Origin of the sequence: Rhizobium sp. CRRU65 (assembly GCF_048551595.1) — a bacterium.
Lineage (GTDB): Bacteria > Pseudomonadota > Alphaproteobacteria > Rhizobiales > Rhizobiaceae > Rhizobium > Rhizobium leguminosarum_J.
Genome location: NZ_JBLYZH010000007.1, coordinates 34,889 through 60,328, shown reverse-complemented (window position 1 = coordinate 60,328; position 25,440 = coordinate 34,889). Strand labels below are relative to the sequence as shown.

General features: G+C 62.0%; 26 protein-coding genes. 15 read left to right on the top strand and 11 right to left on the bottom strand.

Features of this window, described 5'->3' with window-relative positions; translation table 11 throughout:
- Positions 1-80: 80 nt before the first annotated feature.
- On the top strand, positions 81-2,366 hold the full coding sequence (locus tag ACM5SV_RS16180) for an NADP-dependent malic enzyme (protein WP_012755791.1): 2,286 nt from the start codon (positions 81-83) through the stop codon (positions 2,364-2,366).
- A gap of 232 nt (positions 2,367-2,598) precedes the next feature.
- Entirely contained in the window at positions 2,599-3,588 is a 990-nt protein-coding gene (locus ACM5SV_RS16175; protein WP_222015269.1) for a helix-turn-helix transcriptional regulator, read from the top strand.
- Between the two features lie 336 nt (positions 3,589-3,924).
- On the opposite strand, the gene ACM5SV_RS16170 is transcribed toward ACM5SV_RS16175, so the two are convergent.
- From ACM5SV_RS16170 to ACM5SV_RS16145, 6 genes are all read right to left on the bottom strand, one after another.
- Positions 3,925-4,800, bottom strand: a complete 876-nt coding sequence (locus ACM5SV_RS16170; RefSeq protein ID WP_012755793.1) for a GNAT family N-acetyltransferase — start codon at positions 4,798-4,800, stop codon at positions 3,925-3,927.
- 108 nt (positions 4,801-4,908) lie between these two features.
- Positions 4,909-7,191 (bottom strand): ATP-binding protein, encoded by a 2,283-nt coding sequence (locus ACM5SV_RS16165; RefSeq protein WP_222015221.1) that lies wholly within the window; start codon positions 7,189-7,191, stop codon positions 4,909-4,911.
- Between the two features lie 55 nt (positions 7,192-7,246).
- A complete protein-coding gene (lspA, locus tag ACM5SV_RS16160) occupies positions 7,247-7,750 on the bottom strand; it encodes a signal peptidase II (RefSeq protein ID WP_012755795.1) in 504 nt (167 codons plus the stop codon).
- The gene (locus tag ACM5SV_RS16155; RefSeq protein WP_012755796.1) at positions 7,747-8,607 is read right to left on the bottom strand and encodes a TrmH family RNA methyltransferase; all 861 of its coding nucleotides are present in this window, start codon (positions 8,605-8,607) and stop codon (positions 7,747-7,749) included. The genes lspA and ACM5SV_RS16155 overlap by 4 nt, the downstream gene beginning before the upstream one ends.
- Positions 8,604-9,701 carry a class I SAM-dependent methyltransferase gene (locus tag ACM5SV_RS16150; RefSeq protein ID WP_012755797.1) on the bottom strand — a complete coding sequence of 366 codons (1,098 nt, stop codon included), beginning with the start codon at positions 9,699-9,701 and terminating at the stop codon, positions 8,604-8,606. Before ACM5SV_RS16150 ends, ACM5SV_RS16155 begins: the two co-directional genes overlap by 4 nt.
- Before the next feature lie 185 nt (positions 9,702-9,886).
- Positions 9,887-10,477: an NUDIX hydrolase gene (locus ACM5SV_RS16145; RefSeq protein WP_012755798.1), complete on the bottom strand. Its 591-nt coding sequence runs from the start codon at positions 10,475-10,477 to the stop codon at positions 9,887-9,889.
- Between the two features lie 123 nt (positions 10,478-10,600).
- Here ACM5SV_RS16145 and ACM5SV_RS16140 point away from each other — a divergent pair, with 123 nt between their 5' ends.
- Positions 10,601-11,056 carry an SRPBCC family protein gene (locus ACM5SV_RS16140; RefSeq protein ID WP_012755799.1) on the top strand — a complete coding sequence of 152 codons (456 nt, stop codon included), beginning with the start codon at positions 10,601-10,603 and terminating at the stop codon, positions 11,054-11,056.
- Between the two features lie 37 nt (positions 11,057-11,093).
- A complete protein-coding gene (locus ACM5SV_RS16135; RefSeq protein ID WP_222015223.1) occupies positions 11,094-11,528 on the top strand; it encodes a GNAT family N-acetyltransferase in 435 nt (144 codons plus the stop codon).
- Positions 11,529-11,580: 52 nt separating this feature from the next.
- Here ACM5SV_RS16135 and ACM5SV_RS16130 read toward each other — a convergent pair whose 3' ends face one another.
- The 3 genes from ACM5SV_RS16130 to sppA all read right to left on the bottom strand — a co-directional run bounded on the left by ACM5SV_RS16130 (position 11,581) and on the right by sppA (position 13,354).
- Positions 11,581-11,913 carry a lipopolysaccharide assembly protein LapA domain-containing protein gene (locus tag ACM5SV_RS16130; RefSeq protein WP_012755801.1) on the bottom strand — a complete coding sequence of 111 codons (333 nt, stop codon included), beginning with the start codon at positions 11,911-11,913 and terminating at the stop codon, positions 11,581-11,583.
- 161 nt (positions 11,914-12,074) lie between these two features.
- Positions 12,075-12,374 carry an integration host factor subunit beta gene (locus tag ACM5SV_RS16125; RefSeq protein WP_003544934.1) on the bottom strand — a complete coding sequence of 100 codons (300 nt, stop codon included), beginning with the start codon at positions 12,372-12,374 and terminating at the stop codon, positions 12,075-12,077.
- A 29-nt stretch (positions 12,375-12,403) separates the two neighbouring features.
- A complete protein-coding gene (sppA, locus tag ACM5SV_RS16120) occupies positions 12,404-13,354 on the bottom strand; it encodes a signal peptide peptidase SppA (protein WP_012755802.1) in 951 nt (316 codons plus the stop codon).
- 225 nt (positions 13,355-13,579) lie between these two features.
- On the opposite strand from sppA, the gene lptC reads away from it, so the two are divergent.
- The 7 genes from lptC to ptsN all read left to right on the top strand — a co-directional run bounded on the left by lptC (position 13,580) and on the right by ptsN (position 19,918).
- Entirely contained in the window at positions 13,580-14,245 is a 666-nt protein-coding gene (gene lptC, locus ACM5SV_RS16115) for an LPS export ABC transporter periplasmic protein LptC (protein WP_012755803.1), read from the top strand.
- Positions 14,246-14,260: 15 nt separating this feature from the next.
- On the top strand, positions 14,261-14,914 hold the full coding sequence (locus ACM5SV_RS16110; RefSeq protein WP_017995878.1) for an LptA/OstA family protein: 654 nt from the start codon (positions 14,261-14,263) through the stop codon (positions 14,912-14,914).
- Between the two features lie 40 nt (positions 14,915-14,954).
- The gene (gene lptB / locus ACM5SV_RS16105) at positions 14,955-15,731 is read left to right on the top strand and encodes an LPS export ABC transporter ATP-binding protein (protein WP_003556077.1); all 777 of its coding nucleotides are present in this window, start codon (positions 14,955-14,957) and stop codon (positions 15,729-15,731) included.
- A 173-nt stretch (positions 15,732-15,904) separates the two neighbouring features.
- A complete protein-coding gene (gene rpoN, locus ACM5SV_RS16100; protein ID WP_012755805.1) occupies positions 15,905-17,464 on the top strand; it encodes an RNA polymerase factor sigma-54 in 1,560 nt (519 codons plus the stop codon).
- A gap of 127 nt (positions 17,465-17,591) precedes the next feature.
- Positions 17,592-18,515 (top strand): DMT family transporter, encoded by a 924-nt coding sequence (locus tag ACM5SV_RS16095; protein WP_222015227.1) that lies wholly within the window; start codon positions 17,592-17,594, stop codon positions 18,513-18,515.
- 292 nt (positions 18,516-18,807) lie between these two features.
- Entirely contained in the window at positions 18,808-19,383 is a 576-nt protein-coding gene (gene hpf / locus ACM5SV_RS16090; RefSeq protein WP_012755807.1) for a ribosome hibernation-promoting factor, HPF/YfiA family, read from the top strand.
- A gap of 70 nt (positions 19,384-19,453) precedes the next feature.
- Positions 19,454-19,918, top strand: coding sequence for a PTS IIA-like nitrogen regulatory protein PtsN (ptsN, locus tag ACM5SV_RS16085; RefSeq protein WP_003556082.1), 465 nt, complete (start codon positions 19,454-19,456; stop codon positions 19,916-19,918).
- A gap of 260 nt (positions 19,919-20,178) precedes the next feature.
- On the opposite strand, the gene ACM5SV_RS16080 is transcribed toward ptsN, so the two are convergent.
- Together ACM5SV_RS16080 and ACM5SV_RS16075 are read right to left on the bottom strand one after the other, a co-directional pair.
- The gene (locus ACM5SV_RS16080; RefSeq protein ID WP_222015231.1) at positions 20,179-21,078 is read right to left on the bottom strand and encodes a ribokinase; all 900 of its coding nucleotides are present in this window, start codon (positions 21,076-21,078) and stop codon (positions 20,179-20,181) included.
- An 80-nt stretch (positions 21,079-21,158) separates the two neighbouring features.
- Entirely contained in the window at positions 21,159-22,382 is a 1,224-nt protein-coding gene (locus tag ACM5SV_RS16075; protein ID WP_012755811.1) for a DNA recombination protein RmuC, read from the bottom strand.
- Positions 22,383-22,588: 206 nt separating this feature from the next.
- Between ACM5SV_RS16075 and ACM5SV_RS16070 the strand changes: the two genes are divergently transcribed.
- From ACM5SV_RS16070 to ACM5SV_RS16055, 4 genes are all read left to right on the top strand, one after another.
- Positions 22,589-24,073, top strand: a complete 1,485-nt coding sequence (locus ACM5SV_RS16070; protein ID WP_221990321.1) for a globin-coupled sensor protein — start codon at positions 22,589-22,591, stop codon at positions 24,071-24,073.
- Positions 24,074-24,170: 97 nt separating this feature from the next.
- Entirely contained in the window at positions 24,171-24,686 is a 516-nt protein-coding gene (gene def, locus ACM5SV_RS16065) for a peptide deformylase (protein WP_026157556.1), read from the top strand.
- 65 nt (positions 24,687-24,751) lie between these two features.
- The gene (locus ACM5SV_RS16060) at positions 24,752-25,012 is read left to right on the top strand and encodes a FitA-like ribbon-helix-helix domain-containing protein (RefSeq protein ID WP_012755814.1); all 261 of its coding nucleotides are present in this window, start codon (positions 24,752-24,754) and stop codon (positions 25,010-25,012) included.
- Positions 25,009-25,428 carry a type II toxin-antitoxin system VapC family toxin gene (locus ACM5SV_RS16055; protein WP_012755815.1) on the top strand — a complete coding sequence of 140 codons (420 nt, stop codon included), beginning with the start codon at positions 25,009-25,011 and terminating at the stop codon, positions 25,426-25,428. The genes ACM5SV_RS16060 and ACM5SV_RS16055 overlap by 4 nt, the downstream gene beginning before the upstream one ends.
- The last annotated feature ends 12 nt before the right edge of the window (positions 25,429-25,440 follow it).

The window sequence follows — 25,440 nt, the reverse complement described above, 5'->3', positions numbered from 1 at the left end:
AACCCTATCCGCGCGCCGCTATAGATGACAACAGCATTTGAGGAAGAGCAAAGCGTCGCCCACAGGACGTTGGAGGATTTATGCCCGATATCGATAAGAAGGACCGGCCGGTGACCTCGGTTACCGACCAGGAGGCGCTCGATTTTCACGCAATGGGCCGGCCCGGCAAGCTGGAGATCAACCCGACCAAGCCGATGGCGACGCAGCGTGACCTTTCGCTTGCCTATTCGCCGGGTGTTGCCGTGCCTGTGAAGGCAATCGCCGCCGATCCACAGACCGCCTATGATTATACGGCGCGCGGCAATATGGTTGCCGTCATTTCCAACGGCACGGCGATCCTCGGCCTTGGCAATCTCGGCGCGCTGGCGTCCAAGCCCGTCATGGAGGGCAAGGCGGTGCTGTTCAAGCGCTTCGCCGACGTCGATTCCATCGACCTCGAAATCGATACGGAAAATGTCGACGAGTTCATCAACTGCGTGCGCTTCCTCGGTCCTTCCTTCGGCGGCATCAACCTCGAGGATATCAAGGCGCCGGATTGTTTCGTCATCGAAAGCCGGCTGCGCGAGTTGATGGACATTCCGGTGTTCCATGACGACCAGCATGGAACGGCGATCATCGCCGCCGCCGGCCTGATTAACGCGCTGGAGCTGACCGGCCGCGACCTGAAGACGACGAAGCTCGTCTGCAACGGCGCGGGTGCTGCGGCGATCGCCTGCGTCGAACTCATCAAGGCGATGGGTTTTGCGCCCGAGAACGTCATCCTCTGCGATACCAAGGGTGTCATCTACCAGGGCCGCACCGAGGGCATGAACCAATGGAAATCGGCGCATGCGGCAAAGACCGACACGCGCACGCTGGAAGAGGCGATGAAAGGCGCGGACGTCGTTTTCGGCCTGTCGCAGCAGGGCGCGTTTTCGGCCAAGATGATCCGCTCGATGGCGGAGCGGCCGATCATCTTCGCCATGGCCAATCCCGATCCCGAGATCACGCCGGAAGAGGTGGCTCGCATCCGCGACGACGCCATCATGGCGACGGGCCGTTCGGACTATCCGAACCAGGTCAACAACGTCCTCGGCTTTCCCTATATCTTCCGCGGCGCTCTCGACGTCCGTGCCTCGACCATCAACGATGCGATGAAGATCGCCGCCGTCAATGCGCTGGCAAACCTTGCCCGCGAGGACGTGCCCGATGACGTGGTTGCCGCCTATCAGGGCAACCGGCCGCGTTTCGGCTCGCAATACATCATCCCCGTTCCCTTCGATCCGCGCCTGATCTCGGCGATCCCGGTCGCGGTGGCGCAAGCCGCGATCGAAAGCGGCGTCGCCCGCAAGGTCATCACCGACATGGCCGGTTATGCCCGCGAGCTTTCGGCGCGCCGCGATCCGATCGCCTCGACGCTTGCCAGCCTCTATGAGCGCGTCCGCCGCCGTCCGAAGCGCATCGTCTTTGCCGAGGCCGAGGAAGAACAGGTCCTGCGTGCGGCGATGTCCTACGCCAACCAGCAGCTCGGCACCGCCATCCTGCTCGGCCGCGAGGACCTGATCCGGGCGACGGCTGAACGCGCCGGCATCGATCTCAACCGGCCGGGCCTCGAAATCGTCAATGCCCGGCTTTCGACCCGGGTCGAGGCCTATATCGACTATCTCTATGCCCGGCTGCAGCGGCACGGTTATCTCCACCGCGACGCCCAGCGGCTGATCCATAACGACCGCAACCACTTCGCCGCCACCATGGTGGCGCTCGGCGATGCCGACGGCATGGTGACGGGCATTACCCGAAACTATTCGACGGCGCTCGAAGATGTGCGCCGCTGCATCGACGAGAAGCCGGGCCACCGCGTCATCGGCGTGTCGCTGGCGCTCTGCCGCGGCCGCACGGTCTTCGTTGCCGATACGGCGGTGCACGACATGCCGACGGCCGAAGAGCTTGCCGATATCGCCGAAGAGGCCGCGGGTCTCGCGCGGCGCATGGGTTATCCGCCGCGTGTCGCCTTGCTGGCTTATTCCACCTTCGGCCATCCCTCGGGCGAACGCTCCGAGCGGGTGCGCGAGGCGGTGAAGATCCTCGACAAGCGCCGCGTCGATTTCGAATATGACGGCGAGATGGCGGCCGATGTCGCCCTGAACCGCAAGGTGATGGAGCAATATCCCTTTTGCCGCCTCTCCGGCCCGGCCAACGTCCTCGTCATGCCGGCCTTCCACTCGGCCTCGATCTCGACCAAGATGCTGCAGGAGCTCGGCGGCTCCACGGTGATCGGCCCGATCCTCGTCGGCCTCGACAAGCCGGTGCAAATCACCTCGATGGGCGCCAAGGACAGCGACATCGTCAACATGGCGGCGATCGCCGCCTACGGGGCGGGTTCGTAAACTCCTCCGGCTCACATTATGAGACGGCATTCCGTGCCCGGCCGACTGCCCGTCGGCCGGGCATAAGTTTTCGTGCGCCGTCGCGATGAAGGCTGCTCTTCCGATAAGTCATACTTTTGATACAATAGGCCTATAGGGCGGCATAAATTTGCCCGCAGGGACATTGAAAAAACTGCGGGCAATCGATGCGGTTTCGCAGCTCAGTTGTTTAATATCAGCCGGTTGGTTCCCCATGCCAGAAAATGCATCCGCCAATTTCACCCCCCGATTTCAGGGGGCAACTTTCGACGATATGGTCGGGGCTCTGACCAAGGGGTTTGGTTCGTTCGACGCATGGCGCGATGGTCGAGACAAACCGCTCGACTGGAAGGTCGGGTTTTGGGGTGATGAAAGCTTGTCGCTGGTCAGCAACCAGGATTCCGGCGGCTGGGGTGCAAGAACGGCCCATGGAACGCCGGAAACTCTGGCAATCATCGTTCCACGCACTGGTGCTCTCGATGTAACGCTTGGTCGGTCTGTGATCGAAGGGACACCTGGGCGGCTGCTGTTGGCGAACAATCTTGAGCCGGAACGGATTTCCGTGCGGGCAGCGCCGCACCGGTCAGACACACTGAGTCTGAGCTGGACAATCATCGCTCAGACCGTTGCCTCCGTATTGGAGACCCCCCTGATCGGGGCAATGGACTTGGCACCGGTCATTGATCTTTCCACGGCGGCGGGCCGGTTGATCGGCAGTCTCGCCCAAACGATCATCATCGGCATGCGCAACAACGGGCCGCTCCTTGCCTCGCCAATCGCCATGTTGAACCTGACCCAGGCGTTTGCCGATCTGCTGGTGCGCTCGGTTCCTCATCGGCTCTCGCATCCTCTCGACAGGAAAATCCATCTGATCGCACCCCGGCATGTCCGTCGGGCAATTGAATTCATGCATGCAAACATCGCACAGCCGTTGACGATGCAGAGTGTCGCGGAGGCGGCAGGCATTTCCATTCGCGCTCTTGAAAGCGGTTTTCGTGCCTTCAAGGGAACCACACCGGCTGCCTACCTCAGGACGATCCGCTTGCAAGCGGTACGGGAGGATCTGCGCGATCCTTCAAACCGGCAGCCGTTGCGGGACATCTGCTTGAAGTGGGGATTCTTTCACTTTGGCCGCTTTGCGGCAACCTATCGGGCGGCGTATGGAGAGAACCCGTCGGACACCAGAAGGCGATCCGATCACTAGAGCCTTTCCGGGTTAGATTGCAGCATTCTGTTGGCTCAAACGGAGTCGGATGGTCGACCGGCCGGCGCGCGTCGTAGCCAAGCTCTACGGCCAAGCCGGCCGGTCGATCAGCCGGCCCGTTTCAGTCAACCCGAAGGGCCGGGCATCTTTCCGCCAGGATCAGAGGCGATCGGCTCGGACGTACCAAGAGGTATGCCCTTCGCCAATCGCCTCTGCCCTGACGAAAACCTGCTCCGGCAGAATGCTGCAATCTGACCAGGAAAGGCTCTAAGGGCACGCCATCGGAGAGGCTGGAATTGGCTTTTCACAGGCAGATGATCGTCTGCGCAAATTAAATTAGCTCGCGAAGCGGCCGGCATCGGCGCCGTAATAATTCAGGTAACGGTCCGAGATGCTGGAGATCGGCAGCACGATCAGCACGTCGGTCGTGTTGAAGGCATGATCGATGACCGCGCTGGAGCCGACCATCGCGCCGAGGCGGAGATAGCCCTTGATCAGCGGCGGCAGAGCCATCAGCGCCCGCTTCGGGTTGATGGCTTCGACCGGCATCAGGTCCATGTTGCGGGCCAGATGCGGCAGCGCCCCGATGGCCCATTCGTTCTTCGCCAGCACATTGTGGTAGAGGAAGGACAGTGCCAGCGCGTGGCTTTCGAGATAGACGCCGGGGAACGAGGCGCAGCCGAACATGGCGCTGACGCCGTGTTTCAGCGCATAGGCCCAGTTGCCCTGCCACAGGAGCTCGACGGTGCGCTTGGTGCGGTATTCCGGCAGCACGCAGGAGCGGCCGAGTTCCATGAAGCGCTTGTCCGGGTGTTTGGCGATGAGGCCCTCGATTTCGAATTCGGAAGCCGAGTAAAAACCGCCATTGGCGATGGCGACATCTTGACGCAACAGCCTGTAGGTGCCGACGATCTGGTCTTCCGGGTCGCCCTCGATCGAGCGGTCGAGAACCAGAAGATGGTCGCAGACAGCGTCATAGGCGTCGACGTCGCGCTGTCGGCGCATCGCATCCAGCGGCAGCTGCGCCTTCATTTCGTCGACGAAGACGCGGTAGCGCACGGCCTGGGCGGCATCGATCTCGCGTGCCGTGCGGGCAAGGCGGGTCTCCAGATTGCCGATGCGGCCGAGGATATCGCCGTCCTTCTGCACAGCCGTCGAGGGCGGTGCAGCCTCCGCGGTGGTGTCACGATTCAGGATGTCGATGGCGGACATGACGATTCTCCCGTTGCCGGCTTATCGACGCCATAAAACACTTCTCTACGACAGGAAAGTGACATTTTGAATTTCCAGGCGCAAGAAACATGCCGGTTCCCGAGGCGCTCACCGCGCCTCTGCCCGGCGGGCGGAAAGGGCGGCAACCGCTTGAACTTCGGTCAGCAGCCGCACCGGATCGACCGGCTTTACCATGACGCGGTTGGCGCCGTTGAGCAAGACCTGGCGGCGCGATTCGTCGCTCTTGTCGGCCGTCAGCACGATCACCGGCACCGAGGCGAGATCGAGCCGCCGCTCATGGCCGCGCAGGCGTCCCAGCATGTCGATGCCGTTGCCGCCAGGCATCGAGAGGTCGCTGATGATGATATCGGGCCGGGCATTGGCCTCGCAGAGCGCGTAGTCGAGCAGGGTCTCGAAATCCTCGACATGGCGCACCTTATGCCCGCCCTTTTCCAGGACGACGCGCACCAGCATGGCATTGATCGGATCGTCCTCGCCGAGCAGGATGCTGAGCCCGCTGGCGGCAACCAGCGTCTCCGCCACCGAAAGGCCGAAGCCCGGCTGGTTGTCGTTGAGCGCGTCGCGCTTCTCCATGCCGCGCATGCGCCCGCGCAGCACGTCGATCAGCGACTGTTCGCGCAGCGGCCGGATCAGCCAGGCATCGAAGAGGTCGAGCGGATGGGCGCTGCGCTCTTCCGGATTGACGAGCAGGACCTTGCGCAGGCCAAGGGCGGCGATTTCGGCGCGATCGGCAAGATGGGCGGAAAATTCCGCCGACATGCGATGGTCGATGATGATATCGGTCGGCCGCCGCCCGCTCTTTGCCAGCTCGAGCAGCGTTGCCCGCGCCGTCTCGCCGTCGCCGACAAGATGGCAGAGGCCGCCGAGCGTGGTGATCGTTTCGGCGATGGCGGTGCGCGCCGCACCTGCCGGCGCCAGCAGCACGACGCTGTTGCCTGAAAGCAGCGTGTTTCGCCGGTCGGGGCGCTCGCTGTCGATATCGACAGGGAAGCGGATGGTGAATTCGCTGCCTCGGCCCTTTTCGCTGGCAACCGTCAGCGCGCCATTGAATTCGCGCATGATACGGGCGGAGATGGCAAGGCCGAGGCCGGTCCCGCTGCTCTTGTCGGCAACGCTCCCGCCCTGCTCGAACTCGCCGAAGACGCGCGCCTGCTCCTCCGCCGTCATGCCGGGACCGCTGTCAGTCACGGTGATCGACAGGTCGTCGCCGTCGAGCGACACGCGGATGAAGACGCCGCCGACCTGGGTGAACTTCACCGCATTGCCGATAACGTTGAACAGAACCTGGCGCAGCCGCGCCGGGTCGAAGCTCATATTTTCGGGCACGTCGGACGACACGGTGGCGCCGATCTCGATACCCTTTTCATGCGCCCGGTGGGCGAGCATCTCGACGACGCTTTCCAGAAGCTTGCGCAGCGATTCCGAGCGCGGATGCAACGCGAAGCGGCCGACCTCGATGGTGGAGAAATCGAGCAGATCCTCGACGAGCTGCGTCAATGCATGGCCGGACTGGCGGATGTTCGCGAGATAGTTCTGTTGCTCCTGCGTCAACCGCGTCTCCGCGATCAGATGCGTCATGCCGAGGATGCCCGAAAGCGGCGTGCGCACCTCGTGGCTGACGGTGGCAAGCAGCCTCGATTTCGCGGCGCTGTTATATTCGGCCTTCTGGCGGGCTTCCTCGCGGCCCTGCGCGATCAGCCGCTCGTCGGTCACGTCGCGGGCAACGCTTTGCAGCAGCAGGCGGCCGTTCGCCGGGTCGCGGGTAACGACGTCACGCCAGAGGAAGATGCGCTGGCCTTCCGGCGTCGAGATCTCGACATCGTAGCAATGCGGTATCGGACCGGGGCGGAAGGCAAGCCCGATCTCCTCGCAGGTTTTTCCTTCCGGACGCAGCCGCCCGGTCAGGCGGCGAAACGTGTCATTGGCGGAGATGATGCGCCGGTCCATGGTGCGGGTGACCGTGATGTCGCCGAGCACGTCGTGCACGTCGGCAAACAGCTTTGCGCCGCCATTCTCATCCGGCATGGATTGACCGGGGCGCTGCCCGGCCTTGCGCGAGCGAACCATCAGCAGGGCATAACTGGCGATGACGGCCAGGCCAAGGACGACGAGACCGCCCGAAAGCAGCAGCGGATCGCCGGCATGGGCAAGCAGCATCAGGATCGTTGCGGCAAGAAGGCCGGCGCCGCCGAGCCAGTAGAACAGCAGGCGCCGTGTCGGTGCAGGTCCGTCCTGGCGGTCATCGGCGCCCCGGGGTGCCGGTGCGTTCGGTCGTGCGAAGACCGCCTCCATCCGCTTCTCATGCGGCTTGGCGGCGGGTCCACCGAAGGCGGCGGACAATCTTTCCTGCAACTGTCCCAGGTTCTGCATGCTATCTGGATAACATGAGGCCCGTTCCGAATGCCTTCAGGATTTCGATAAGATTTTAGCGACTGGCCTTTTTCGGCAGCAGCAGCTCATCGAGAATGACGCAGCCGGCGCCGATGGTGATGAAACTGTCGGCGAGATTGAAGACCGCGAAGGACCAGCTCTCGGTGTAGAAAAGAATGTAATCGATCACATGCCCATAGGCGAAGCGGTCGACGAGATTGCCAATCGCGCCGGCGATGATCAGCGCATAACCGAGATGGGCGATCCAGCGATCCTTCGCCGTGCGGTACCACAGCCAGATGACAAAGGCGACGATGATGAGCCGCATGCCGACGATGAACCAGCCGTCCATGCCCGACAGCATCGAAAAGGCGACGCCGAGATTGTAGGTGCGGTAGAGCGCCAGCATCGGAACGACGGGTACGGCCTCCTGTAGCGGCAGGTAATGATCAACGGCGATCTTGACGGCCTGGTCGATGAGAACGGCGACGACGATGAAGAAGAGGATCGGCGCCGGGCGCGAAAACAGCGCCGGGCGTGCATGCGTCTGTTCGGTCATTTGCCCTCGGCAAGTGAGAGGAGATGGCGGCGTGCCTCGAAAAGCATGACGGCGGTGGCGACGGCGAGGTTCAGCGAATCGGCGCGGCCCTGCTGCGGAATGCGGGCAAGCGCGTCGGCCTCCCTGGCCAGCTGCTCCGGCAGGCCGGATTGTTCGTTGCCCATCAGGAGCACGACGGGCTTTTTCCGGTAGTCGATCGTCCGGTAATCGACCGCACCGGCAAGATGCGTCGCGACGACGGAAACGCCGGCCGATTTCCGCCAGGCGATGAATTCCTCGGGCGTCGCCCGCGCGACCGGAACGGCAAAGACCGAGCCCATGGTGGCCCGCACGGTTTCGAGCGAGAAGGGATCAGTCGTTTCTCCGAGAAGTATGATGCCGGAAGCCCCCGCCGCATCGGCCGTGCGGATGATGGTGCCGAGATTGCCGGGGTCGCGCACCCGGTCGAGCGCCACCCATGTCTCGCCGTCGCTCAGTCGGATACCTTTGAGCGGCGTCCAGCGCTGCTCGAAGATGCCGACGACCATCTGCGGGTTGTCGCGGCGGGTGATCGAGGCGATCACCTTTTCGCTGACCTCAAGCACCAGCCCGCCCGACGCGACGGTCTTTGCCGCCATCTGCTCGACCAGCGGCTTGCCCTTGGCGGCCTTGGCATAGACCAGCGTGCGGATCGCCCAGCCGAGTTCGATCGCATCGATGATGAGTTTCAGTCCTTCGGCCAGGAAAGTACCGCTTTCCTCGCGCGACTTCTTGTTCGTCAGCGCCTTGATGTCCTTGATGATCGGATTGGCGAGCGAAGTGACTTCCTTCACCTGCCCGACCCTGCGCGGTCCCTGATCGTGGAAGTCCTTGCTCATTTCGGCACCCAGCGGGAAAAGAGGGAGGTGGAGAGCGCGCGGCCCTGCGTCTTGCCGTCGGTGCCGGCCTCGCGGATCACCAACTCGCCGGATTCGACCACGCCGCCGGCGCCACGCATCGTCTCGCGCATCAGCTCATGGATCGAATAGAAGCTGGCGCGGATCGAATAGGCCGTCAGCACCAGGCCCACGGCCTTTGGCGACAGGATCTCGCGGCAGACGTCGAGCATCAGGGGCAGATGCTCGAAGAGATGCCAGACTTCGCCATTGGGGCCACGGCCGAATTTCGGCGGATCGGTGAGGATGATGTCGTATTGGCTGCCGCGGCGTTCCTCGCGCAGGATGAATTTCATCGCATCCTCGCAGATCCAGCGGATCGGCAACTTCTCCATGCGCCCGAGCGCCTGGTTTTCCCGCGCCCAGCCGATCGCCTTCTTCGAGGCGTCGACATGGGTGACCTCGGCGCCGGCAGCGGCGGCAACCAGCGAGGCGACACCGGTATAACCGAAGAGGTTCAGCACCTTCAGCGGCCGGCCGGCCTTTTCGACCTGCTCTTTCATCCAGCTCCAGTGGACGATCTGCTCCGGGAAGACGCCGACATGACGGAAGGAGGTAAAGCGACCGAGAAAATCGACACCGAGCAGATTGAGCGGCCAGGTCTCGCCAAGCGCCTCCTTCGGAAAGCGCCAGCGGCCGGCACCTTCCTCGTCGGTATCGCCGGTGAAGGCGGCATCGACCTTTTCCCAGACTTGGGGCGCCAGCGAAGGCCGCCACAGCGCCTGGGCTTCCGGACGGATGATGCGATAGGGGCCGTATTGCTCGAGCTTTTCGCCGTTGCCGCTGTCGATCAGGTGGAAGTCGCCGGCCCCGAGCGATTCGAGAATGACGGGCACACGCTCAGTCGGCCGCTCGCCGCTGCGTGTCATCAGAGGACGCACGACGGCGGCAGGCACAGCAGCCTCACGCACCGCCTCGCGGGTTGCCGCGGGCTGCGCGACCGGCTTCGGCGGCCGGCCTGCCCGATCGTCCCTGCGATTTTCACCGGAAGGACCTGATGTTTTCTTCTGGCCCGGCCGGCCTTCTCTCTGTTTCAACGTGCTCTTCCGCGTCTCTGTCGGGGTGTGGTATCGGCTTTGTCCGCTGCAGCGCCGCGCGTCTTTTGAAACGCGCAAAGCACATTGCGGCACTTTGAATATGCAGTAGCCCAGAAAAGCGGGGCGGATCAACTGCGCTGCCGGCCAAGCCCGGGCAAGCGGAGAGGGTTCTCCCGGCACGGCGCCTATTTTACGCCTTCGGAGGCCTGTGTGCGAAGCCAGCTTTCCGCCGCATAGAGGGCCGCGACATGCATCGACTGCATGATGACGGCGCCGGACTGCAGGTCGCCAAGGATGGCAGCTAGATCCGTAAACAGCAGCTCGACCTTCTCTCCGGGGTCGAAAGATGGTTCGCCGGCCCGGCTGAGACCCAGCGCCAGCCAGCTCGTCACCACGTTGCTGTGGCTGGCGGCATTTGGATAGGAGGTGAGCAGCTTGACGAAGGTCGAAGCTTCATAGCCGGTCTCCTCCCGGAGCTCGCGCCGGGCCGCCGCCATCGCCGCATCGCCGGTCTCGCTGTCGCCGGGTTCGAGGCTGCCGGCGACCAGACCGAGCACGATCTCGCCGCGGCCGTGCCGGTATTCCCGCGTCAACAGCACGCGCCCGTCAGGCATCACAGGGATGACGTTGATCCAGTCTGGATAATCGAGCACATGGAATGGCGCGACGACGGTTCCATCGGCGGTGACGCAATCGTCGCTCCGGACCCGGATCCAGCGATCCTCATAGGTGATCCGGCTTGCCGTCACGCTCCAGGGCTTCAGTTCGTCGTTCATCGGCCCATCCCTTGTGTGTCAGATGTGTGTCAGATCGGAACCCGGCAGATAACATTCCGTCCTGCCTTGGCAAAGCGCTTTCGCGCTGGGATAAGATGAGCGAATCGAAGATGGGGCCATCGAATGGATTTCACCGGCGAAGAACGCATCGCCGCGCCGCGGGACATCGTCTGGGCAGCACTCAACGATCCCGAGATCATGCGCGGCTGCATTCCGGGTTGCCAGAGCATCGAGCGGCTGTCGCCTGATGTCTTCGAGGCGACGATCAAGGTCAAGTTCAGCCTGTTGTCCGCCACCTTCCACGGGCTGCTGACGCTTTCCAACGTCGATGCGCCGAAGAGCTATACGCTGTCGGCCGAAGGCAAGGGCGGCCTTGCCGGCTTCGCCAGGGGCAGCGCCGATATCGTGCTTGAGGAAAGGGGTGCCGAGACCATCCTGCACTACCGGTCGAAGGCCGAACTCGGCGGCAGGCTCGCCCAGCTGGGTGCCCGCCTGCTCGATTCGACCTCGCAAAAGCTCGCCGAAGGGTTCTTTTCGGATTTCAATGCCGCGGTCGTCGCGAAGATGGCAGCGGGTTAGGCTTGGCGCGGGCGCAGGGTTTGTTTAAATCGGCATGATGACGTGGACCATCAGGCCGCCGCGGGCGGAAGACCAGGAAATACTCGCGGAGATTTATCTTTCCGTACGCCGCGAAACATTCGTCTGGGTCGATCCCGGCAAATTCCATCGCGAGGATTTCGCTGCCCATACCAATGGCGAGACGGTCTTCGTCTGCACGCATGAAAACGGCCGCGTTGCCGGCTTCCTGTCGCTCTGGCCAGCCGATGATTTCATCCACATGCTCTATATCAGCCCTGAATTTCAGGGCCAGGGTGCCGGTAAGGCGCTGCTGCAGGCGCTGCCGGAATGGCCGCAACACCGGTACCGGCTGAAATGCCTGGTGAAGAACCGGCGGGCAAAGGCGTTCTACCTTTCCCACGGTTTCCACGTGACCGGCAACGGCACCTCGCCGGAGGGCGACTACGAGGAACTGAGCTTTTTTCCGGCTTGACAGCCGCCGAAAGCCGGCCGCCGAATCCGAGCCAATCGAATATTGACCGGTTTTACCGCGCCGGCAGCTGCCCGGCGATTTCCTCGGCGCGGTTCTTGTGGCGGTCGGCCTCGCTTTGCCAGCGGATGGCTTCCTTGGCCTCGGTGCGGGCGCGCCTGCGGTGTTTGCCCTGGCTGAACCAGGTCGCGGCCGCCCCGATCAGCATGCCGGCGATCAGCACGACGACCAGGAAGACGAAGAAGGGCGCAGAAACCGCCAGCACCTGATCATCAGGCCGGAACGGATTGAAGGCGAGCGTGACGCTCTGCCGGTTGGCGACGCAGAAGACGATGAGGATGACGCCGAGCGGCAGCAGAATCAACAGGTTGACGATCTTCTTGGCCATTTGAGGTCTCCACGCGGCAGATTGCGCCGGTCTTTTTGAGGGGCGCGTTTCATGCTTGCAGCGCTATGTGTCCTTGATAGGACACGCAAAGCACGATGCGTTACCAGAATAGGAAAACGGCCCTCGAGTTCAAGTGCGGTTTCGCCGCAGGCAGCGACGGTTCAATCCTCTTCGTCGGCCTGGCCGGGATTGAGCCGCTCGCGCAGCTCCTTGCCGGTCTTGAAGAAGGGAACCCACTTCTCCTCGACGAAGACGGTATCGCCGGTCCGCGGGTTGCGGCCGGAGCGCGACGGGCGGTTCTTGACCGAAAAGGCGCCAAACCCGCGCAATTCGACTCGGTTACCCGCAGCCAGTGCATCCGTGATCTCGTCGAGAACCGCGTTGACGATATTCTCGACGTCGCGATGATAGAGATGCGGGTTGCGTGCCGCAACAATCTGCACCAATTCAGACTTGATCACTTTCGCCCCCTTAAATTATTGATTTCTTATCAATCGTGGCCAACCTGCCAAACTGAAAGCAGCCCGTCAAGAAGCAACTTTGGGGGCAGGATTCCATTGATATCCTGGGTTTTCATGAGATCATCATAACCGAAGATCGTAATCAACCGAGAAACAGCCCCAGCGAGCAGAAAGGGCGTATTGCTCTTCTTGTCCCAGTCCACCATGGGCAGATCACTGTCGACGCCGCGTGACGTCAGATAGGCGCGGATCTCAGCCTCGCCGCCGATTGCATCGACAAGTTTCACCTTCAGCGCCTGGCGGCCGGTATAGATCGTGCCGTCGGCCAGTTTCAGCACCTCGTCGCGCGGCAGCTTGCGCCGGTCGGCGACCAGGTCGACGAACCAGTTATAGCTGTCGACCACCATGTTGCGGATCATCGCCTTGGCTTCCTCGCTTGCCTCGTGGAAGGGCGAGGGCTCGGCCTTCAGCGGCGAGGACTTGATTTCCTGCAGCGAGACGCCGATCTTGTCGAGCAGCGGCTGGATCTGCGGATACTGGAAGATGACGCCGATCGAGCCGGTGATCGAGCTGTCGCCGGCAATGATCGTATCGCCGGCGGTGGCGATCATGTAGCCGGCGGAGGCGGCAAGCGTGCGCACGTCGGAGACGACAGGCTTCTTGGCAGAGATTGCACGGATCGCCTTGAAGATTTTTTCGCCGCCATAGGTCGTGCCGCCGGGCGAGGAGATCGAAATCACCACTGCCTTCACCTGATCGCTGATCTCGACCTTCTTCAGCCGCTCCAGAAGCTCGTCGTCATCGACGATCAGCCCGGATATCGTCACATGGGCGATGTGCGGGCGCTCCGTCCCGGCATCGCCGAGGGCAAAGCGGTAGAAGGCGAAACCAAGTGCCACGATGAGGGCCACCGCGATGACGCGCCAGAAGCCGAGCTTACGACGCAGCCGCCGGCGATCGGCGATGATCGAACTGTCCATAGAAACCTCCAGCGCTGGCACCAGCTTCGGCATGCCGCCGATCGATCCGGTGAAATAGGGTGGCAGCGGCCCGTACGAATGCCACTTTTGAATGTTTTTCCGTTTTGTTGCTTGTTGCAGAAAAAATTCCATATTGGCAAGCCAATGTAATAATGCGAAACGAACTGTGATTGGCGGCCGGCTTTGTTATGAAGGCGCGGCGATCACCGCACATGGACGAGGCCTATGCTCGATACCCTGAAGAACAACGGACATGCCGCCTATTCAGGGTCCGGCAAGAATGCCTATGGCGATGCGTTGTTCCATTCCGCCCGCGTGCGGCGGCTGAAGATATTGCTGCCGGTGGCGGCCCTCATCGTCGCGGCAAGCCTCACCGCGGTGGCGTTAGTCAGCATCTATCTGCCCGAAAACATCAAGATGGAAGGCGCCAAGATCGAGAACGGCAAGGTCGTGATGGAAAAGCCGGCGATATCAGGTCGCAATTCCGACGGCATCAATTATTCGATGCTGGCCGAAAGGGCGCTGCAGGATATCCGCAATCCCGATCTCATCACGCTCGAGACCATCAAGGCCGCCGTGCCGATGAATGACGGCCTGATCGCCCGTGTCGTCGCCTCGACCGCCGATTACAATCGTGCCACCGACAATCTGCATATGACGGCCCCCTTCACCCTGGTGCTGAGCAGCGGCCTCAATGCGAATTTCCAGTCGGCACAGCTCGACATCAAGGGCGGAAACATGCGGAGCGACGACCCCGTCACCATCACCAAGGACAATGCCTCCATTGTTGCGAAGACGCTTCAGATAACCGATAAGGGGCGGGTGATCACATTCGAGGGGAATGTTCGCATGAATGTCGATCCATCCACCATCCATAAACAGGGCACTTAACCAGCCGGGTCATCCATGACAAAAGATTGTCGCTTTTCCACTTGCAAGACAGGCATGGCATTCATTGCCGGCGCATTTGCCCTTATTCTGACGGCCTCGGGCGCGGGCGCGCAGCAGGCGACGGCCACGATGCCGGGCATGAAGCTGTCCAACGACCAGCCGATCCAGATCGAAAGCGACAAGCTGGAGATCCACGACCAGGAACACACCGCTCTCTTTACCGGCAACGTCAAGGTCGTCCAAGGGGCGACGACGATGCAGTCCGGCAAGATGACCGTCTATTACAAGGACAAGGCGGCAAAGCCGGCCGCTGACGGGACGCAACCGGCGGCCCAACCCGCAGCGCAGCCGCAGCAGTCTGCCTCGCTTGCATCGGGGAGTGCCGATATCGACAAGATCCTGGTGACGGACAAGGTCTTTTTGACCTCGGGCACGCAGACGGCGACCGCCGATGACGGCAATTTCGACATGGCCTCGCAGACATTCATCCTCACCGCGGATGAGGGAAAAAAAGTTATTCTGTCGGACGGGCCGAATGTTTTTACCGGCTGCAAGCTGACGGTTCACATGCAGACCGGCCAGGCGGAGCTTGAAAGCTGCGGCGGGCGTGTCCAGATTCAGCTCGATCCGAAGTCGAAGCCGAATACACCGCAGCAGAAGCAGAACTGAGAAGCCGGCCTCCCACGTGAAATTAACATCGCTATCCACCATGTTCGGCAAGCCCGGGCCACAAGCTGCGGGCGCCGCCGACAAGAGCCGCTATCAGGGAACGCTGATCGCACGCGGTCTGACGAAGACCTATGCGACGCGGCGCGTCGTCAACGGCGTCTCGCTGGTGGTGCGCCGCGGCGAGGCCGTCGGCCTGCTCGGCCCGAACGGCGCCGGCAAGACCACCTGTTTTTACATGATCACCGGCCTGGTGCCGGTCGATGAAGGCACGATCGAGATCGACGGCAACGACGTCACGACCATGCCGATGTACCGCCGATCGCGCCTCGGCGTCGGTTACCTGCCGCAGGAAGCCTCGATCTTCCGAGGGTTGACGGTGGAAGAGAATATCCGCGCCGTCCTCGAAGTGCATGTCAAGGACAAGGCCGAGCGCGAGCAGAAGCTGAACGAGCTGCTGGAGGAATTCCATATCCAGAAGCTGCGCAAGAGTGCCGCCGTCGCCCTTTCCGGCGGTGAGCGCCGCCGCCTCGAAATCGCCCGTGCGCTTGCGACCGACCCGACCTTCATGCTGCTCGACGAACCCTTCGCCGGCGTCGACCCGATCTCGGTCGCCGACATCCAGAATCTCGTTCACCACCTGACGGCACGCGGCATCGGCGTTCTCATCACCGACCACAATGTCCGCGAGACGCTGGGTCTCATCGACCGCGCCTACATCATCCATGCCGGTGAGGTACTGACCCATGGCCGGGCGAACGACATCGTCAACAATCCGGAAGTGCGCCGGCTCTACCTCGGCGACAATTTCAGCCTCTGACGTCAGATCCGGATGATTTTAGGCCGGATCGGCAGAAATTCACTATGCCGGCATAGTTCCGCTTGACCAAATACAATAAAAAAGCAATTTTTGGGCCAACTTGGATTTCCGTGGCCTGAAGCCTTGATCGGACGCGGTTTCCCGGAGGAATCGAGGGGAGTTTTGCGTCCGTCATGGCACTGTCCGCCAATCTTTTCCTGCGCCAGACTCAGTCTTTGGTGATGACGCCGCAACTGATGCAATCCATCCAGTTGCTGCAGATGACGCATTTCGAACTCAACCAGTTCATCGCCCTGGAAGTGGAGAAGAACCCGCTGCTCGAATTTCCGTCGAATGACGGCGAGGCGGGCGGCGAACGCGGCGAAGCCGAAGATGGAGAGTATGCTCATCAGCCGGAGGATGCCGGGTCGGACGACGGTTACGATAACCGCACCGAGGCGCTCTCCAGCGACTGGTATGACAATGGCGGCAGCGCCAGCACCAGCCGGCTGAACGACGAGCTCGACGCCAATTACACCAATGTCTTTCCTGACGACGGTGCCCCGCAGCGCCTCGATGCGCCGGAGCTCGTCAGCCAGTGGAAGTCGATGCCGGGCAGCGGCGAGGGCGCCGACTACGATCTCGACGATTTCGTCGCCGGCCAGGTGTCGTTGCGCGATCATCTCGCCCAGCAGATCCCCTTCGTCCTGCCTGACATGGCCGACCGGCTGATCGCGCAGAATTTCGTCGACCAGCTCGACGACTGCGGTTATCTGCAGGCCGATATCGTCGAGGCGGGCGAGAGGCTGGGCACGAGCCTCGCACAGGCAGAGCGCGTGCTCGCCACCCTCCAGAGCCTCGATCCGCCGGGTGTTTTCGCCCGCAGCCTCGCCGAATGCCTGGCGATCCAGCTGAAGCAGAAGGACCGATATGACCCGGCCATGCAGGCTCTGGTCGAAAATCTCGAACTGCTTGCCCGGCGCGATTTTGCCACGCTGAAGCGGCTTTGCGGCGTCGACGAGGAAGATCTTCTCGACATGCTCGGCGAGATCCGCCAGCTCAATCCGAAGCCCGGCAGCGGTTTCGAGGCGGGTATTTCCGAAGCGATCATGCCCGATGTGGTCGTCAGAGCCTCCTCGGATGGCGGCTGGCTGGTCGAGCTCAATCCGGATACGCTGCCGCGAGTGCTGGTCAACCAGTCTTATTTTTCCCGGGTGACAAAGAACGGCGAGGATCACGCCTTCCTCTCCGATTGCCTGCAGACCGCCAACTGGCTGACGCGCAGCCTCGATCAGCGGGCTAAAACCATCATGAAGGTGGCAAGCGAAATCGTCCGCCAGCAGGACGCCTTCCTGCTGCACGGCGTCGACTATCTGCGCCCGCTGAACCTGAAGACGGTCGCCGAAGCGATCAAGATGCATGAATCCACCGTCAGCCGCGTCACGTCGAACAAATATATGCTGACGCCGCGCGGCCTCTTCGAACTCAAATATTTCTTCACCGTCTCGATCAGCGCCGTCGCAGGCGGCGACAGCCATTCGGCCGAAGCCGTGCGTCACAAGATCCGCGCGCTGATCCTGCAGGAGAGCCCGGAGGCGGTGCTTTCCGACGACGATATCGTCGACATGCTGAAGAAGGGCGGGGTCGATCTCGCCCGCCGCACGGTTGCGAAATACAGGGAGGCGATGAACATTGCCTCTTCGGTCCAGCGCCGCCGCGAGAAGCGGGCGCTCGCCAAGGTCGCCGGTTTCTAACGCGGCAACGCTTCGGCCTCGATCGAAGCATCCGGCCCGCAAATCCCGTTATTCCTCTCCAGCGCCCTGCGTCTTAGACATGCAAACGGCGCCGAAACCCTGTGAATTGTCTTCAACGAATATCGAAATGCCGACCATGATGCCGCAAAATTCCAACCTTGCCAGGGAGCTTTTCCTGCTGCTGGTGCTGGCGACCCTTTGGGGTTCCTCCTATAGCTTCATCAAGATCGGCGTCGAGACGATCCCGCCGATAACGTTGATCGCCGCTCGCACGCTGATTGCCGGCGGCATTCTGCTGGCCGTCCTGCGCCACCGGCGTGTCCACCTGCCGCGCGATCTCGCCACCTGGCGGCGGTTTTTCGTTCAGGCCTGTCTGAACAGCGTCGTCCCCTTCACTCTGATCGCCTGGGCGGAACAGTCCGTCGATGCCGGACTGGCGGTGATCCTGAATTCGGCAACGCCGATCTTCACCTTCCTGCTGACCGTGCTGATCACCCGCCGTGAGCAGGTGACGTTGCGAAGGCTTTTTGGCGTCATGGCCGGGCTTGCCGGCATCTGCCTCGTCATCGGCGTCGAAGCGCTCGGCGGTCTCGGCGAAAGCCTGATGGCGCAGCTTGCCATCATCCTGGCGACCATCTGCTATGCAGGTGCCGCGATTTTCAGCAAGAACTTCAAGGGGCTCGACCCCGCGGTGCCGGCGGCCGGCTCGTTGATCTCAGGCGCGGTTGTTCTCTTGCCGATGAGCCTCGTCGTCGATCGGCCGTGGGAAATCGATCCTTCGCCGGCATCGATGCTGGCGCTGCTGGCCCTCTCCGCCTTTTCGACGGCGCTCGCCTTTGTGATCTATTTCCGTCTCGTCCAGACGCTGGGTTCGGTCGGAACCACCGCGCAAGCCTATCTCAGAGTGCCGATCGGGGTTGCGATCGGCATCGTTTTTCTCGGCGAAAGGCTGAGCCCGACGGCCTGGATCGGGCTCGTCTGCGTCATAGCAGGTGTCGCCGCCATGACGATCCCTGCAAGGAGGGGCACAACGCAGGCACGAAACGCCTAAACTGTATGGGGTGGCGATCGGCGGCATGCCTTGCCCGACTGGGTATCCGCCACACGTTGACCGAGTGCCGCCGACGGTGATTCGGCGCCCTATTGACTTTTCGGCAAGCTCTGGCTAGAAGCCCGCCGCAATCGATGCCGTGAACGGCGTCTGGAGTTATCCCCAGCATCAGAAGGGCACTAAGGACCCGCAGGCCTAAGCCGATCTTGCTTGAGATTGTGCGAAGTGCTTGGATGAACCTGAGGCTTGGCGTAAACTGATACCCGCAAACGACCATAAGAAGGGAAACTCCATGAGTGTGCGTGTATCCGGGAAACATATGGAAATTGGTGAATCTTTCCGTCAAAGGATCGAGGACCAAATTGGTATGGCCATCACGAAATACTTCGACGGGGGATATTCCGGCCAGGTGACCGTGGAAAAGGCGAGTTCTCGTTACTCGGCGGATTGCAAGCTTCATCTCGACAGCGGGGTGGTGCTGCATGCGGCCGGCGAGGCGACCGACCCGCAATTGGCTTTCGACGCCGCCTCCCAGCGGATCGAAAAACGGCTGCGGCGTTACAAGCGCAAGCTGAAGGACCATCACGCCGGAAACCATCTGAATGGTTTTGCAGAGGTCTCCTACACGGTTATGGATTCCGTTCCTGATCACGATGATGAAATCGCTGACGATTTCGCTCCGGCGATCGTCGCTGAAAGCACGAAGCAGCTGAAGACCATGTCGGTCGCCACCGCAGTGATGGCGCTCGACATGACCGACGAGCCGCTTCTCCTGTTCCGCAGCCCCGGCAAGGAACATCTGAACATCGTTTACCGTCGGCACGACGGAAATATTGGCTGGATCGATTCAGCCAGTATCAAAGGCTGAGATCAGGGTGGTGAGCGGCGGTATTGCCGCCGCTCCTTGCATTTGATCCCGGCGACAGAAGGAAAAAGAAATGGCATTGGCAGATTTGCTCCATCAGGATGCGATCATTCCCGCCCTCAGAGTAAATTCCAAGAAACAGTTGCTTCAGGAATTGGCTGCAAGAGCCTCCAGGATCACCGGGCTTTCCGAACGGGAGATCTTCGACGTCATCCTGCAGCGCGAACGCCTGGGCTCGACCGGAGTCGGCAACGGCATAGCCATTCCCCACGGCAAGCTGGGAAACATCCATTCGATCGTCGGCATCTTCGCCCGGCTGGAGCAGCCGGTCGATTTCGAGGCGCTGGACGACCAGCCTGTTGATCTCGTGTTCCTGCTGCTTGCGCCGGAGGGCGCGGGCGCCGATCATCTCAAGGCTCTGTCGCGTATCGCCCGCGTGCTACGCGATCACGATCTGGTCGCCAAGCTGCGCGCCACCGAGTCCGCCTCGGCGATCTATGCCTTCCTCAACGAAGAGCAGACGTCGAACGCTGCCTGAGCGGCATTAATCCCCGAAATGCAAAGGCGCCTGATTTCCCAGGCGCCTTTTGCATTATGAGGGGCTGAACGATCAGAACTCTTCCCAGCTGTCCTGCGCTACGGCAGCGGATCCACGCGATGAGGCAACGGAGCGACGGGGCACTCGCGCGAGGCGAAGGGGCTGCCGGCACCGCGTTGACCGATCAAGCCACAGTCTCCGCGGTCCCATCACTATATGAGACAGCACATCGGCGCTTGTCGCCGTCTATCCTTCAAGATTTATATCCTGTCTGCGACTTCCTCGCTCAAGGGGATCGACGGTTGCGCTCCGGCCTTGAGGCAGGCGAGCGAACCGGCGACTGCCGCACGGCGCAACGCCGAGACAAAATCGAGGCCGTCGTCGAGGCTGGCGGCGAAATAGCCGCAGAAAGTGTCTCCCGCACCGACCGTATCGATAGGTTGGATTTTGAGACCCTGCGCCCTCGAAATCGACCCGTCGCGAATGGCGATGACACCGTCGGCGCCGAGCGTCACGATCAGCGTCTGCCCCGTCTCCGCATGCAGACGCACAAGGGCTGCCTCCCGCGCTTGGGCGTCCATGCCCTCTTGTCCGGCGAGCCGCTCGAACTCGGTCTCGTTGGCAATGACGATATCGGCGAGCCGGCCGAGACGCGGGGCATCGGGGATCAGCGGCGCAAGGTTGAGGATGCTGGTGACGCCCTTGGCGCGGGCGGCCGACAGCGCGCCTTCGACGGCAGCAGCCGGCACTTCGAGCTGCAGCATCAGGACATCGCCTTCGTCCATGCGGCCGATCGCGGTCTCGGCATCGGCAGGCGTGACCTGGCCATTGGCGCCGGGAACGACGGCGATCATGTTTTCTCCGTCGCCGCCGACGAGGATCAGCGCCGTGCCTGTTGGACCGTCGACATGTTTGATCAGAGAAAGGTCGGTGCCTGCATCATCGAGCAGGGCCAGCGCTTCCGCAGCAAAAGCATCCTTGCCGACGGCGCCGGCCATATGCACGTACCGGCCGGCGCGGCGCGCGGCCAGCGCCTGGTTGGCGCCCTTGCCGCCGGCGGCCGTGGCAAAGCCGTTGCCGGCCACCGTCTCGCCGGGCTTCGGCAGGCGCTCGGTCGTGGCGATGAGATCCATGTTGATGGACCCGAAAACTGTGATCATGAATGTGTCCCGTCTTCTGGAGCATGCTGACGACATCATGCTCCTAGTGTTTCATGCGGGCGCGACACTGCCCGAAGCGGTCACTCCTCGTCAACCACCCGCAGCTTCAGAAGACCAGTGCGGCTCTCCACCGATTTGGCTGCGGCTTCGCTGTCGCGGGCAGGCTTGGCATCGCCGCCGGCCTCGAATTCCAGCGCTTCGATCCTGGCGCCGCGCCTGGTGAGCTTGTCGGCTGATGTGACCACCATGTCGATATCCTTCTGCGCCATGGCGAAATGGCCCTGCAGCTTGCGCACCCGCTCGTCGAGGCGGCTGAGATCGTCCATCAGGATCGCCACTTCGCCCTGGATCAGATGCGCTTGCGCCCGCATGCGCTGATCCTTGAGCACGGCCTGGATGACCTGGATCGACAGCATCAGCAGCGACGGTGAGACGATGACGATGCGCGCACGGTGCGCCTTCTGCACCACCGGCTCGAAGTGCTCATGGATCTCGGCGAAGATCGATTCGGACGGCACGAAGAGAAAGGCCGTATCCTGGGTTTCCCCCTGGATCAGATATTTCTCGGAAATATCCCTTATATGGACCTCCATGTCGCGGCGGAATTGCTGGCCGGCGATCTTGCCGGCCTCGGGGCTGCCGGCGTCTCGGATTGCGTTCCAGGCTTCGAGCGGAAATTTTGCGTCGATCACCAGCGGCGGCGCGCCGTTCGGCATGCGGATCGTGCAGTCCGGCCGCGAACCGTTGGACAGCGTCTGCTGGAAGGCGTAGGCGCCCATCGGCAGACCGTCGGCGACGATCGTTTCCATTCTCGACTGGCCGAAGGCGCCGCGCGTCTGCTTGTTGGACAGAATGGCCTGCAGCCCGACGACATCCTTGGCGAGCGTCTGGATATTGTTCTGCGCGGCATCGATGACCGCCAGCCGCTCCTGCAGCCGCTGCAGGTTCTCATGCGTCGATTTGGTCTGCTCGGTGATCGTCGAGCTGACTCGCTGCGACATGCCGTCGAGGCGTTGGCTGATCGTCTGGTTGAGTTCGCTCTGCCGCGCGCCGAAGACCTCGGTCATCGCCGCGATGCGGCCCTGCATCTCTGCCTGAATCTTCAAAAGCTCGCCCATGCGCGCTTCGTTTTCCTCAGCGCGAAAGTTCGCTTCCTCCGCCTGCTCGCGGCGAAGGCCGGAGCCGCGCAGCAGAAGCACGATCACCAGCAGGACGAGGACGGCGAGACCCCCGCCGACAAGCGCCAGCATGGCCGGGCTGATCGAGGCAAGGGAAAGGGCGAGCGATTCGGAATGGACGGTCATGCCGCAAGCATAACAGAAGAAGCGGCGATTTATAGATCAAAACGTGAACAGAATGGACGATCCTCAATATCTTCGCAAGCCGTTGCTCTTCCGCGTCCACCGAAAAGAAATGTCGCCGCGGCTTAACGATTGCTCAACCATATTGGCCAAAACCTGCGGCGCTGAAATCCCCTCCCGCGCGCGTCGCGCCAAGTACAGAGATCCCCATGACCGCCCAGCAGACCGACAATGCCCTCAGGCAGCGCCTCGATTTCATCGAGCTGGATGAAGCGGCGCGCAAGTCGATGCGGGATCTGCGCCCTGTCATATCAGAGCTGATCGGCGGCGCCCTCGATAAATTCTACGCCAAGATCGCCAAGACCCCCGCTGTCGCCGACAAGTCCCAACTGGGCCATGCCAAGAAGCGTCAGCAGGATCATTGGGTCAATCTTACTGGCGGCACGTTCGACGAGAGCTATGTCGACGGCGTGACCGCCGTCGGCCGCATGCATGAGCGCATGGGGCTGGAACCGCGCTGGTCTATCGGCGGTTACGCCATCGTCATGTCCGAACTCGTCAAGGGCATCATGGAAAAGCAGTGGCCTTCGATCTTCGCGCGCCAGCAAGGCAAGCTGTTGGCCGAGAAGCTATCGGCGGTCGTCAAATCGGGCATGCTCGACATGGATTATTCCATCTCGGTCTATCTCGAGACGCTGGAAGCCAAGCGCCGCGCCTTGGAAGAGCAGCGCGCTGAGGCCCAATCCGACCAGGCGATCGCGCTGGAGCAGCTGCGCCGCGGTCTGGAAGCGCTGTCGAACGGCGATCTCGAAGCCACTTTACCGTCCGATCTGCCGGGCAATTTCCGGCAGATGGCCGAGGACTATAATCGCGCCGTCAGCGCCCTTCGCCAATCCTTCGCCTCCGTGCGCGAGACCTCCGGCCATATCAAGACCGGCGCCGACGTCATCTCCAACGCGACCAACGATCTGGCGCTGCGCACCGCCCAGCAGGCGGCAGGCGTCGAGGAGAGCTCGGCCGCGCTGCAGCAGCTGTCCGTCAGCGTCGGCCAGACGGCCGCCAATGCCGAGAAGGCGTCGGATGCCGTGCGCGAGACACAGCAGAAGGCGAAGAACTCCGGCGAACTCGTCACCAGCGCCGTCTCGGCGATGGCCGGCATCGAGAAATCCTCGACCGGGATCTCCAAGATCATCGGCGTCATCGATGAGATCGCCTTCCAGACCAATCTGCTGGCGCTAAACGCCGGTGTCGAGGCGGCCCGTGCCGGCGATGCCGGCAAGGGTTTTGCCGTCGTCGCCCAGGAAGTTCGCCAGCTCGCCCAGCGTACCGTGGAAGCAGCCAAGGAGATCAAGAACCTGATCTCGCAGAGCTCGACCCAGGTCAATCAGGGTGTCGGCATCGTTTCCAGCACCGGCGAGGCGCTGAACGACATGATCAGCCGCATCGACATCATCAACCGTTTCGTCGCCGATATCGCCGCCGCCGCCCGTGATCAGGCGACCGGCGTCAACGAGGTCAGCCTCGCCGTCCGCAACATGGGTGCGATCACCCAGCAGAATTCGGACATGGTCGAGCACTCTTCGGCGGAAACCCGCCGCCTGAAGGACGAGGTGGAGACCCTGATCGAGCTGCTGCGGCGCTTCCGCGCCCGGCCGGAGGGCCGTTCCGCGGGTGCTGCCCGCCGGGCGGCCTGAGGCGAATATGGCGAAATTCCAGGCGGGGATGCAAAAAAGCGTATTCCCCGCCTGCCGGATAATTCCATAGTCGGAAAAGATGGGTTATGGGAACGCCATGACCATCAAGCCACTCATCATTCTTCCCGATCCCGTTCTCCGCCAGCTGTCCAAGCCGATCGAGCGGGTGGATTCCGACCTGCAGCGTCTTGCCGACGATATGCTGGAAACCATGTATGACGCGCCGGGCATCGGCCTCGCTGCCATCCAGATCGGCGTGCCGCGCCGTATGCTCGTCATCGACATCGCCCGCGAGGGCGAGGAAAAGCAGCCGCAGGTCTTCATCAACCCGGAGATCGTCAAAGCCTCCGACGAGCGCTCCGTCTATGAGGAAGGCTGTCTTTCGATTCCGGATTATTATGCCGAGGTGGAGCGCCCGGCTGTCGTCTCGGTCAAGTATCTCGACCGGAACGGCAAGGAACAGACCGTGGAAGCCGACGGCCTGCTCGCCACCTGCCTGCAGCACGAGATCGACCACCTGAACGGCGTGCTGTTCATCGATTACATCTCGCGGCTGAAGCGGGAGATGGTGATCAAGAAATTCACCAAGGCGGCGAAGTCGAAGGCGCTCTGACGCTGCGTTGAAAATCCAGCGGCGACGCACTATGATATCACTGATATCATGATGGAGGTGCCGAAATGGGCGACTTGCTTATTCGAGACGTTCCGGATGCGATGAAGCGGCAGCTTCAGGAAAGCGCACAACGCAACGGCCGCAGCCTTTCGGAAGAGGCGATTGAAATCATGCGCCGACAGATTGCGGTGGAGCGCTCGAGGGATTCCGCCGGGCAGCGCCTGCGTTCCCTGATGAGTGAGGAAAGATTGAGCGAAGATGAGGTGGAGGCCATTGCCGCATCCCGCCATGAACGGGACCGTGAACCGCCGCGTTTCGACACATGATCGTTCTCGATACGAATGTGATTTCCGAAATGCAGGGGAGGATCCACAGCGATCGGATATTGAACTGGCTGGACGCCTATGACGTCGAGACGCTTTTCCTGACGACGATTGCCGTCGCGGAAATGCGTTACGGTCTTGAACTCCTTGATGATGGCAGGCGAAAGACAGCACTGGTGTCCGACTTCAACCGGATCGAGTCTGAATTTGCCGGCCGCATACTCGGTTTTGCCCTCAGTGCAGCGCATCGCTACGGCCTGCTGGCGGCCGAGCGTAGAAAGGCGGGACGACCGATGGAAACCAAGGATGCCATGATTGCCGCCATCTGCCTTGCAAACGGCGCGACGCTTGCGACCCGCAACACCAGAGATTTCGAAGGGCTTGATCTCAAGCTCGTAAACCCGTTTGAAGACGGTTGATCCTCAATTGGC